A 9427-nucleotide genomic window follows, 5' to 3' on the forward strand; every position below is an offset into this window, starting at 1 on the left:
CGCAGACCCCGACCCACCCTCAACCTCGAAACCCCAGCCAACCGGCTTAACCAGCTGCTACAAGCGGCCTAACCCCCCAGCGTTGCTCCCACCCCTTGACTCCGCCGGCTCAAAACGCGCTTAACTGCGACCTAGTTGGGCAGGCGGGGCGAGGCTAGCCGGTCAGGAGGAGTGCGGCATCTGGGGCCGGCTGGTCCGGTGGACCGCGGTGACCGCCGCGCCCTGGCCAGCCCGGCCGTGGGACTGGTCGTGGTCCTTCGGGTGCCGCCGCTTGCCGTTACCATCCGGCCATTGATTGCCCTGCTCGGTGCCGAGAGTGGCTGCTACGGCAGCCGGCTCAGGCATCGGAGCCATATCCATGGACTCCACCAAGTGGCTGGCAACCTCGGGGTTGATGCCTCCGGAGTTGTGGTTCGCAGTCATGGTTCTTCCTTTCCTCAGTGAAACGAAGGGATTTCAAGTTTAGGCCTACCAGCGGACCTTTTTCATGGTCTTTGCCTGCTTTCCGCTGGCTTGCGTTGGCTTGTGGCCCTTGCCCGTGCTTTGCCAGCCACCGGGGGCTCCTCCCCCGGACTTGCTGTCAAGCATGGCCCGCTGGGCGTCGGTCAGTTTGGATTTGATTCCGCCTTGGGCGGCTTGGTTGTTATCTGGCGTGTTGGCAGTCATAAGCGGACTCCTCAAAGGTGGTGAAGTCCTGGAGAGGCGCGGGAACCACGGCGTCACGGTGTGGTCATGAAGCAAAGAAGGCGACAACGGGAACGGCATGGAGGCAGGGCCTCAACAGGCGTGGATTTTTGTCAGGTGAAACTCGGCTGCGCACCAATCGGCGCAGACGGTTTACTCAAAAATCAATGTTCCCATGCGTCACACCTTAGCCAAGATGGGCCGCGTTTGGGAACCCCGTGCGGCGGAACCCCTTGCTAGCATGGGCGCAATGTCTCCTGGGTCCCCGATTGTCGACGCACTCCGGGCTGCCGGCTGCGTCTTCGCAGAGGACGAGGCAGCACTGCTCATGGAGGCCGCCCGGGACCCCGAACACCTGCAGCACCTGGTGGAGCAACGCATCGCGGGCATGCCGTTGGAACACCTCCTGGGCTGGGTGGATTTTTGTGGCACCCGGATGGTCGTGGAGCCTGGCGTTTTCGTGCCACGGCGGCGCACGGAGTTCCTGGTTCGGCAGGCGGCGTCGCTGGGGAAGCCGGGTGCCGTCGTCGTCGATCTTTGCTGTGGTTCCGGCGCGATCGGCGCCGCGGTCCACGACGCCCTGGGAACCAGGGAACTGTATGCGGCCGATATCGATCCTGCTGCTGTGGCGTGCGCGCGCCGCAACATCGAGCCGCGGGGCGGGCGGGTCTACGAAGGCGACCTCTTCGCCCCGCTCCCCCGCCATTTGATGGCCAGCGTTGATGTACTTCTGGTGAATGCCCCTTATGTGCCCACCGATTCGATCCGCATGATGCCTCCGGAGGCGCGCCTTCACGAGCCACTGACAGCGCTCGACGGCGGCACTGACGGTTTGGCGGTCCAGCGCCGGGTCGTGGACGGTGCGGCTGAGTGGTTGGCGCCGGGTGGGTTCGTGCTGATTGAGTCGTCTGCGTCGCAGGCGCCGGAAACAGCACGGCTGTTCACCGGTGCAGGGCTCGTGGCCCGCATTGCCTCGGACGCCGGGGTGGATGCCACGGTAGTGCTGGGCCGCGCGCGGGAGTCGGTCCCACATCCGTAAGCTTTTCCGCCGAAATCGCCCCCGTTGCGTGGGCTGAGCTAAACAATTTGGTAACAGTGCTCCCGTGAGGGCCAAAAACCGCGCGTTTACAGGGCAAGAACGGGCAAAAACAAGTAAGGAATCTGGGCAATTTTGACCCAGATACGGCCAATAAATCGGATCTCAACTCGGGTTTCGGGGCAAAAACGCGTAAAATTGAAACCCTGCCCAGAGCGGGGCAGCAGAAGTCGCAAGCAAATGACCTCCCTAGGAGAAGCCCAAATGCCCACAGACCCAAGCAAGATCGTCTCTCCGGACGGCGCAAGGAACGCCCCCGGAAAACCGGCCGCAGCCACCACCCCGGCTGCCGCCGACACTGCCAAGAACCCGAAGAAAATGAAGCTCCGCACCAAGCGCCGGTTGAAGGAATCCGACGTGAACGTGGTGGACCAGCCCATGCTCAAGAAAGCACTCGGCGGAACCATCGTGGGTAACACCATGGAATGGTACGACGTCGGTGTGTTCGGCTACCTCATCACCACCATGGGTCCTGTCTTCCTCCCGGAAGCCGACAAGTCGGTCCAGACACTCTTCCTCCTCGGCACCTTCGCCGCAACCTTCATCGCCCGCCCCCTCGGCGGCGTGGTCTTCGGTTGGCTTGGTGACAAGGTGGGCCGCCAGAAGGTCCTCGCAGCAACACTGATGCTGATGGCGGCAAGTACGTTCGCCGTCGGACTCTTGCCCGGCTACGCGCAGATCGGCATCTGGGCCGCCGCGCTGCTGGTCATCCTGAAGCTCGTCCAGGGCTTCTCCACCGGTGGCGAGTACGCCGGTGCCACAACCTTCGTCAGCGAATACGCACCGGACAAGCGCCGCGGCTTCTTCGCCAGCTTCCTTGATATGGGCAGCTACATCGGCTTCGCCCTCGGCGCAGCCCTGGTTTCCGTCCTGCAGCTCACGCTGGGCCAGGCAGCCATGGAGGAATGGGGCTGGAGGCTTCCGTTCCTGATCGCCGGTCCGCTCGGCCTGATCGCCGTGTACTTCCGGAGCAAGATCGAGGAATCCCCGCAGTTCCAGGCCACCCTGGATGCCCAGGAGGCCATCGCCAAGGACGCCGCGTCCAAGGATGCGGACGTTGCCAAGGGCCCTGTCGGCATCATCAAGGCCTACTGGCGCCAGATCGTGCTGGCCATGATCCTCGCGGCCGCCGCCAACACTGTTGGTTACGCTTTGACCTCCTACATGCCCACGTACCTCACGGACTCCAAGGGTTACGATCCCGTCCACGGCACCTTGCTGACCATTCCGGTCCTGGTGGTCATGGCCATTTGCATCCCGCTGACCGGCAAGCTGTCCGACCGTATCGGCCGCCGTCCAGTGCTGTGGATCGGCGCAGGCAGCACCGTGCTGTTCGCGATCCCGGCCTTCATGCTCATCGGTATTGGTGAAGTGTGGTCCACGCTGCTCGGCCTTGCACTGGTTGCCTTCCCCGTGACGTTCTACGTTGCCAACCTGGCCTCGGCACTTCCGGCACTGTTCCCCACCTCCAGCCGTTACGGCGGAATGGGTATCGCCTACAACTTCTCCGTGGCAATCTTCGGTGGAACCACGCCGTTCATCGTGCAGGGGCTCATTGAGGGCACGGGCAACGACATGATGCCGGCCTACTACCTGATGGCCACGTCCATTGTTGGCGGCATCGCGATCTTCTTCCTCCGCGAGTCGGCCCAGCGTCCGCTGCCGGGCTCCATGCCCAGCGTTGACACCCCGGCCGAGGCCCGCGAACTCGTTGAAACGCAGGACACCAACCCGCTGATCAACCTGGACGAGATGCCGTTCGATGGCCAGCCTGTCAGCGACGTGGCCTTCGGTAACGACAAGAAGGATCTCGCCGGAGTCTAGGAACCGCTTGCCTGCAACTTCTGCGCAGCTTTTTGGATCCGCTCGCCGTAGCCACCGTTCAAGGCGCTCTCCTTGATCTTGGTGGCTACGGCCGTTTGATCATCCTTTGCGGCGTCCCGCAGGGTCTTCAAATCCGCCTGCAACGCTTCCGGCAGCCTGGCGGCCCAGTGAGGCCTCTTGTCCAGGATGAAGCCGGCCAACTTCGCGGCCCGTTCGCCGTAGCCGGTCTTGCTGCTGTCGCCCTTGATGAAGAAGCGCAGCACAGCGTGGGCTGCGGGGTGGGCAAAGAACCTGGCTCCCAGTCCTTCCCGCGACGGGGACGGGGACGGAGCAGCTGAAGCCGTTGACGACGTCGAAGGTGTGGGGGTGGGCGTCGCCGCATTCGCGGCCACGGTTCCACCGCCCAGCAGCAGTCCCGCCGCGAGGACGCTGACGACGGCGGCGCGTCCCGCCGTCGAACGCTTGCCGTTTACCGAGGTACTTTGCATTGCCTTGTCCTTTCACTGGCCGGCAGACTGCCCGCCGGCTCCTGTACTGACTCTGGACCGGCAAGGTGAAGTGCGTGTTCGGCCAATGTTCGGGGAAGGTAAAGCCTCTGCGAAAAGCCCTCCGTGGCCGGCATTCTTGCTGTTCAATGGACGCATGGAGGACAGTCGCGGGCTGGTGCTGATTGCCGAGGATGAACGGGCAATCGCCGATATCCAGCGCCTCTACCTGAGCCGCGCCGGCTTCGGCGTGCACGTGGAAAGCGATGGCTTGGTGGCCCTCAGCCAGATCCGGCGGCTGCGTCCCGTGGCAGTAATCCTCGACGTCGGCCTGCCCGGCATGGACGGGATCGAGCTCTGCCGCAGCCTGCGGCAGGCCGATGACTGGACCCCCGTGCTGTTCGTGACCGCGCGTGATGAGGAAGTGGACCGCGTCCTGGGCCTGGAACTCGGGGCGGACGACTACCTGACCAAGCCCTTCTCGCCATCGGAACTCGTGGCGCGCGTCAAGGCCGTCCTCCGCAGGACTTCAGGCGTGCCCGGTTCCAAGCGGCTGGTCCTCGGCCCGCTGGAAGTGGATCCCCTGCACAGGACCGCACGGGCGAACGGAGCCGATGTGGTGCTCACTGCCACCGAATTCGATCTCCTTGCGTTCCTCATGCAACAGCCCGGACGGGTGTTTTCGCGCGAACAATTGCTCTCCGCAGTCTGGGGCCAGGCCAACTACGCTGCCGGACGGACCGTTGATGTCCACATTGCCCAGCTGCGCGCTAAGTTGGGCGCATACTCCCCTATAGTCACCAGCCGCGGGGTGGGCTACTCCGCGGCACAGCCTGCTGTTCCCCAGGCATGAGGCACTGGTTGGGCTCGCTGGCGGGCCGCATCACCCTGGTCATCGCAGGTGTGGCCACGGTGGCGGTGGTTCTTGCAGGGCTGCTGGCCGCCCAGTTGGTGAATTCGACGGCGGTGGACGAGGCCCGGAAGTACCTCGCCGCGGAAGCCGAAAGCTTGAGCAAGGAACCCCTGGCCGGAAACCTGCAGGAACTGCGGGCAGACCTGGTGGGGCACGGTGCCCGCCTTGCCCTGATCCGGGCAGACGGCCGGGTGACCGGTGCCGGGGCCCGATTCCTTGATGACGCCACCGTGGCCGATGTGCAGGCAGGTAAGTCCGTCTCCAAGACCGTGGACGGGCCGCAAAATCCGGTGGTTCTTGAGGCGCGCCCCCTTGGAGCGGGCGGAGGAGTGGTGCTGGTGCAGCCCGTCTCCGAAATCCGCGAAGCCGCGGCACCCCTCTTGCGGCGCATGCTGATCGCACTTGTAGTGTGCCTGGTGTTCTCGATCGTTGCCGGGGGGCTGGTGTCCCAGTGGCTCAGCAGGCCGTTGGTGAGAACCGCTGACTCGGCCCGGCGCCTGGCCGCCGGGGAACGTTCAGTGGCCGTGGCGGCGGGCGGTCCTGCCGAAGTCGCGGCCGTGCAAGGTGCATTGGGGGCCCTGGACACCGCGCTCCGGGTCAGCGAGGGCCGGCAGCGCGAGTTCCTGCTGTCCGTATCCCATGAGATGCGGACACCCCTGACGGCCGTCCGCGGATACGCCGAGGCACTCGCGGACGGCGTGGTGAGCGGACCCGACGTTGCCGGGGTTGGCCGGACGTTGGTGACGGAAACGGACAGGCTGGACCGGTTTGTCCGCGATCTCCTGGAGCTGGCGCGCCTGGAAGCCGATGATTTCCGCATGGACCTCCAACTCCTGGACGCGGCTCCGCTCCTGCTCGAAAGCTGGGCTGCCTGGCAGGCGGTTTGTGCCCAGCGCGGCATTATTGGACGGTTGGACCTGCCGCAGGCGGTGCCCATCGGCCCGTTGCCTGTCCGGACCGATGGGCAACGGTTGCGGCAGGTGGTGGACGGGCTGCTGGAGAATGCGTTGCGTGCTGCCCCGGCCGGGGCAGCCGTAGTCCTCGCCGCCCGCTCCGAAGGCAGCAGGCTGGTGGTGGAAGTGCGCGACGGCGGCCCTGGCCTCTCGCCGGACGATGCAGTGGTGGCGTTCCAACGCGGGGCGCTGCACGCGCGGTACCAGGGCGAACGGCAGGTGGGCAGCGGGCTGGGTCTGTCCATCGCTGCTCGATTGGTGGAGCGGCTTGGCGGCACCATCAGCCTTGACCAGGCTCCGGAAGGTGGCGCCAGGTTCGTGGTGCGGCTTCCCGCCGGGTGACGGCGGCCGAGGCTACCGCCCCTGGCGGCCCAACAGCTCCCCGATGATCCGGACGCCTTCCGGGAAGGCTCCGGGATTCGGCCCCGCATAGTTCAGCCGCATGTACGGCCCTTCCGGTTCGGCCGGGAACCACTCCGCACCGGCTGCGATCAGCACGCCGGCTGCCTCGCAATCGCGGGTGAGGCGATCGACGTCGGTCCCGTCCGGCAACCTCAGCCACACGTTGAGGCCGCCCTTGGGCAGGTGGGTGAGGTGTGCTTGCGGCACGTGTTCACGAAGGCTGCTGACCAGGAGATCACGGCGGGATTGCAGTTGCGAGCTGACCCCGCGAAGGTGCGTGTGCCACCCGGGCTGCGTGACGACGTCGAGCGCCGCCGACTGCAGCAGCCCGCTGACGTACATCGACTCCGCGGCCTGGGCGGTAAGGATCCGCTCGCGGGCGGGTCCGCGGGCAATGACCGCCGCCACGCGGATGGACGGGGAGACGCTCTTGGTCAGGGACCGGATGTACAGCACGTGCCCGGAGTCATCCTTCGCGGCGACCGGGATGGATTCCGCGGCGATCCCGAAATCATGCGCCCAGTCGTCCTCCACAAGGAACGCCCCGTGGGCCTTTACCACGTCCAGGACTTCCTCGCCGCGCTGCACGGACCACTGGGCGCCGGTGGGGTTGGCGAAATTGGGCTGCGCGTAGAACATCCGCGCACCGGTCTCCTCGAACGCGCGGGCAAGCTGCTCAGGGTCCGGGCCCTCCGGCCCGCTGGGCACCGGGACCACCCGGACGCCCGCCTGCGACGCGGCCAGCAGCGCACCCCAATAGCTGGGCGACTCCACCAGCAGCGGCTGGCCGTGCCCCACCAGGCCGCGGAAAATCGAGCTGAGTCCGCTCTGGCTCCCGGGAAGGACGACGACGTCACTCGGCTGCGGCGGCGTGACGCCAACCGGCGTTGAGGTACTGAGTTCCCGGGCGAACCACGACTGCAGTTCCGGCAGTCCAGCCACCGGCGGCCGGGACAAGGACGCTTCCGCCCGTGCCGCACGCGTCAACGCTGCGCGGACGAGCCGTTCGGGCAGCAGGTCACGGGCCGGGTACCCGGAATGGAAGGCGATCACGTCATTGGATGCGCTGCGCATGGCCGCCGTGTTGGTGAGGCGGGGTGCCTGGAGGGCTCCGAGTGCGGCTGTCTGCCACGCATAGTCGGCCGGCCTCGCCGTCCGGAAGGCCCGCACGAAGGTTCCCACTCCGGGGCGGCTCTCGATCAGGCCCTGGGCGGTTAGGGTGCGAAGGGCCTTCTGGACGGTCACCGGGCTCGCCTGATAGTCAGCCACAAGCTTCCTGGTGGACGGTAGCTTGGACCCCGGGGCAGCGCTGGAAATCCATTCCTTCAGTCGCAGAACGATCCGGGAACTGCTATCGTTATTCATGAGTCAACATAGTAGCGCTACTCTTCTTTCATCGCCAGTGGTATCCACACGGACAACGGTGGGAATCTGGTGGGGCCTCCTGGGCGTGTTTGCCTTCTCCTTCACTGTGCCGTTCACGCGGGTAGCTGTAGAGGGAATGTCGCCCTTGTTCATCGGGGCGGGCCGAGCCGTAGTCGCGGCCATTCTTGCCGCGGCGGCGTTGGCGTTCACTCGGCAACGCTTTCCCCAGGGCATCCAGTGGTTCCGTTTGGCCATTGTTGCCGGCGGAATCGTGGCAGGATTCCCGCTGCTGACCACTTTCGCCCTGACCAGCACCTCGGCCAGCCACGGAGCAGTGGTCATCGCGCTACTCCCCGCGGCCACGGCAACAGTAGCGGTGTTCCGGGGACGGGAACGTCCCCGCCCCTTGTTCTGGGTCCTCACGGCAGTGGGTGTGGTGGCCGCGCTGCTCTTCGCCCTGGTCCAATCCGGAGGTTTCGGATCCCTGCACTGGGCCGACCTGCTTCTGCTCGGGGCTGTCCTTGCAGCGGCTATCGGCTACGCGGAAGGTGGGCTCCTGGCGCGCGAACTTGGCTCGTGGCAGACCATCTCCTGGGCACTCGTGGTGGCCTCGCCCGTGATGATTGTCCTGACGCTGGCCTCCCTCGGCTCCGGCCTTCCGTCCGCGTCCCTGGCCAGCTGGGCGTCCTTCGCCTACTTGGGCGTGGTGAGCATGTTCCTTGGCTTCTTTGCCTGGTACCGCGGCTTGGCCATCGGGCCGATGGCACAGGTCAGCCAGATCCAGCTGGTCCAACCCGTCATGACCATCGCCTGGGCCGCACTGCTCCTTGGCGAGTCCCTGACCCTGACCACTGTTGTTGGCGGACTCTTGGTGATCCTCTGCGCAGGTGCCGCTGTGCGCGTCAGGCTCGCACCGCCGTCGGGCTCTTAGCCCCCTCCCAGCGAAAGGAAGAATCCATGTACACCCCCGCGCACTTTGCTGCTTCCCCCGAGGCAATTACCGCCCTCCTCCAGGACTCCGGCGCAGCGAACCTGGTGACCATGACTACGGACGGCTTGCTCGCCACGTTCCTGCCGTTTGTCCACGATCCGTCCGTGGGCGGGCACGGTGCTTTGCAATCGCATATGGCACGGAACAACACCCAGTGGTCGTCCCCTGTGAGTGGAGAAGCCTTGATGATCGTTCAGGGTTCCGACGCGTATATCTCGCCATCCTGGTACGCCTCGAAAGCGGAGCACGGCCGGGTGGTGCCGACGTGGAACTACTCCACCGCGCACGTCTACGGCGAGTTGGTGGTCCATGACGACGTCGACTGGTTGGCCAGGCACGTGCGTCGCCTTTCTGATCGGCACGAGGCCTCGATGCCGCAGCCGTGGACCGTCGACGAAGCCCCCGAGCGGTTCATCGCCGGGCAACTGCGGGCGATCGTGGGCGTGGAACTGGTCATCACCCGGGTGGAGGCCAAGACAAAGCTGAGCCAGAACCGGTCGGCTGCGGATGTGGACGGCGTGATTGCCGGACTTCGGGCGGCAGGCGACCCGGCGAGCGCGGCGGACGTGGAGCGCGCCCGGAATCCCAACTAGGTCGCAGTTGTGGGGGGGGGGGGGGGGGGGGGAAACCCCCCCCCACCCCCCCCCAGGGGGGGGCCCCCCCGCGCCCCCCCCCCCCCCCGCCCCCCCCGGGCCGCGCCCCCACCGCCCCCCG

General features: G+C 66.1%; 10 protein-coding genes. 6 read left to right on the forward strand and 4 right to left on the reverse strand.

All coding sequences use genetic code 11. The annotated features are described in order from the left end of the window. Positions 1-162 precede the first annotated feature (162 nt). Together ACIQTZ_RS13510 and ACIQTZ_RS13515 are read right to left on the reverse strand one after the other, a co-directional pair. Entirely contained in the window at positions 163-423 is a 261-nt protein-coding gene (locus tag ACIQTZ_RS13510; RefSeq protein WP_402946924.1) for a hypothetical protein, read from the reverse strand. 45 nt (positions 424-468) lie between these two features. After that, on the reverse strand, positions 469-666 hold the full coding sequence (locus ACIQTZ_RS13515) for a hypothetical protein (protein WP_402981523.1): 198 nt from the start codon (positions 664-666) through the stop codon (positions 469-471). A gap of 268 nt (positions 667-934) precedes the next feature. On the opposite strand from ACIQTZ_RS13515, the gene ACIQTZ_RS13520 reads away from it, so the two are divergent. Both ACIQTZ_RS13520 and ACIQTZ_RS13525 read left to right on the forward strand, forming a co-directional pair. Then, positions 935-1723: a putative protein N(5)-glutamine methyltransferase gene (locus ACIQTZ_RS13520; RefSeq protein WP_402981526.1), complete on the forward strand. Its 789-nt coding sequence runs from the start codon at positions 935-937 to the stop codon at positions 1721-1723. A gap of 261 nt (positions 1724-1984) precedes the next feature. Beyond that, positions 1985-3604 carry an MFS transporter gene (locus tag ACIQTZ_RS13525; RefSeq protein ID WP_402946917.1) on the forward strand — a complete coding sequence of 540 codons (1620 nt, stop codon included), beginning with the start codon at positions 1985-1987 and terminating at the stop codon, positions 3602-3604. Here the strand turns inward: ACIQTZ_RS13525 and ACIQTZ_RS13530 are convergent. Further along, complete coding sequence (locus tag ACIQTZ_RS13530; RefSeq protein WP_402981529.1) at positions 3601-4092, reverse strand: hypothetical protein; 492 nt, start codon at positions 4090-4092, stop codon at positions 3601-3603. The genes ACIQTZ_RS13525 and ACIQTZ_RS13530 overlap by 4 nt on opposite strands. Before the next feature lie 154 nt (positions 4093-4246). Between ACIQTZ_RS13530 and ACIQTZ_RS13535 the strand changes: the two genes are divergently transcribed. Together ACIQTZ_RS13535 and ACIQTZ_RS13540 are read left to right on the forward strand one after the other, a co-directional pair. Further along, positions 4247-4942 (forward strand): response regulator transcription factor, encoded by a 696-nt coding sequence (locus tag ACIQTZ_RS13535; protein ID WP_402981532.1) that lies wholly within the window; start codon positions 4247-4249, stop codon positions 4940-4942. Next, the gene (locus ACIQTZ_RS13540; protein ID WP_402981535.1) at positions 4939-6297 is read left to right on the forward strand and encodes an ATP-binding protein; all 1359 of its coding nucleotides are present in this window, start codon (positions 4939-4941) and stop codon (positions 6295-6297) included. The genes ACIQTZ_RS13535 and ACIQTZ_RS13540 overlap by 4 nt, the downstream gene beginning before the upstream one ends. A gap of 12 nt (positions 6298-6309) precedes the next feature. Here the strand turns inward: ACIQTZ_RS13540 and ACIQTZ_RS13545 are convergent, their stop codons facing one another. Continuing rightward, positions 6310-7722: a PLP-dependent aminotransferase family protein gene (locus ACIQTZ_RS13545; RefSeq protein ID WP_402981538.1), complete on the reverse strand. Its 1413-nt coding sequence runs from the start codon at positions 7720-7722 to the stop codon at positions 6310-6312. Between ACIQTZ_RS13545 and ACIQTZ_RS13550 the strand changes: the two genes are divergently transcribed. Together ACIQTZ_RS13550 and ACIQTZ_RS13555 are read left to right on the forward strand one after the other, a co-directional pair. Then, complete coding sequence (locus ACIQTZ_RS13550) at positions 7721-8653, forward strand: DMT family transporter (RefSeq protein WP_402981541.1); 933 nt, start codon at positions 7721-7723, stop codon at positions 8651-8653. The two genes, ACIQTZ_RS13545 and ACIQTZ_RS13550, sit on opposite strands and share 2 nt — an antisense overlap. Before the next feature lie 26 nt (positions 8654-8679). Further along, positions 8680-9306: an FMN-binding negative transcriptional regulator gene (locus ACIQTZ_RS13555; protein ID WP_402981544.1), complete on the forward strand. Its 627-nt coding sequence runs from the start codon at positions 8680-8682 to the stop codon at positions 9304-9306. The last annotated feature ends 121 nt before the right edge of the window (positions 9307-9427 follow it).

It is taken from the genome of Paenarthrobacter sp. NPDC090520 (assembly GCF_044769205.1).
Classification (GTDB): domain Bacteria; phylum Actinomycetota; class Actinomycetes; order Actinomycetales; family Micrococcaceae; genus Arthrobacter.

What these genes read in the sequence shown, in the direction of transcription:
- ACIQTZ_RS13510 (WP_402946924.1), bottom strand. Translation starts at nt 423, where the DNA reads ATGACTGCGAACCACAACTCCGGAGGCATCAACCCCGAGGTTGCCAGC.
- ACIQTZ_RS13515 (WP_402981523.1), bottom strand. Translation starts at nt 666, where the DNA reads ATGACTGCCAACACGCCAGATAACAACCAAGCCGCCCAAGGCGGAATC.
- ACIQTZ_RS13520 (WP_402981526.1), top strand. Translation starts at nt 935, where the DNA reads ATGTCTCCTGGGTCCCCGATTGTCGACGCACTCCGGGCTGCCGGCTGC.
- ACIQTZ_RS13525 (WP_402946917.1), top strand. Translation starts at nt 1,985, where the DNA reads ATGCCCACAGACCCAAGCAAGATCGTCTCTCCGGACGGCGCAAGGAAC.
- ACIQTZ_RS13530 (WP_402981529.1), bottom strand. Translation starts at nt 4,092, where the DNA reads ATGCAAAGTACCTCGGTAAACGGCAAGCGTTCGACGGCGGGACGCGCC.
- ACIQTZ_RS13535 (WP_402981532.1), top strand. Translation starts at nt 4,247, where the DNA reads ATGGAGGACAGTCGCGGGCTGGTGCTGATTGCCGAGGATGAACGGGCA.
- ACIQTZ_RS13540 (WP_402981535.1), top strand. Translation starts at nt 4,939, where the DNA reads ATGAGGCACTGGTTGGGCTCGCTGGCGGGCCGCATCACCCTGGTCATC.
- ACIQTZ_RS13550 (WP_402981541.1), top strand. Translation starts at nt 7,721, where the DNA reads ATGAGTCAACATAGTAGCGCTACTCTTCTTTCATCGCCAGTGGTATCC.
- ACIQTZ_RS13545 (WP_402981538.1), bottom strand. Translation starts at nt 7,722, where the DNA reads ATGAATAACGATAGCAGTTCCCGGATCGTTCTGCGACTGAAGGAATGG.
- ACIQTZ_RS13555 (WP_402981544.1), top strand. Translation starts at nt 8,680, where the DNA reads ATGTACACCCCCGCGCACTTTGCTGCTTCCCCCGAGGCAATTACCGCC.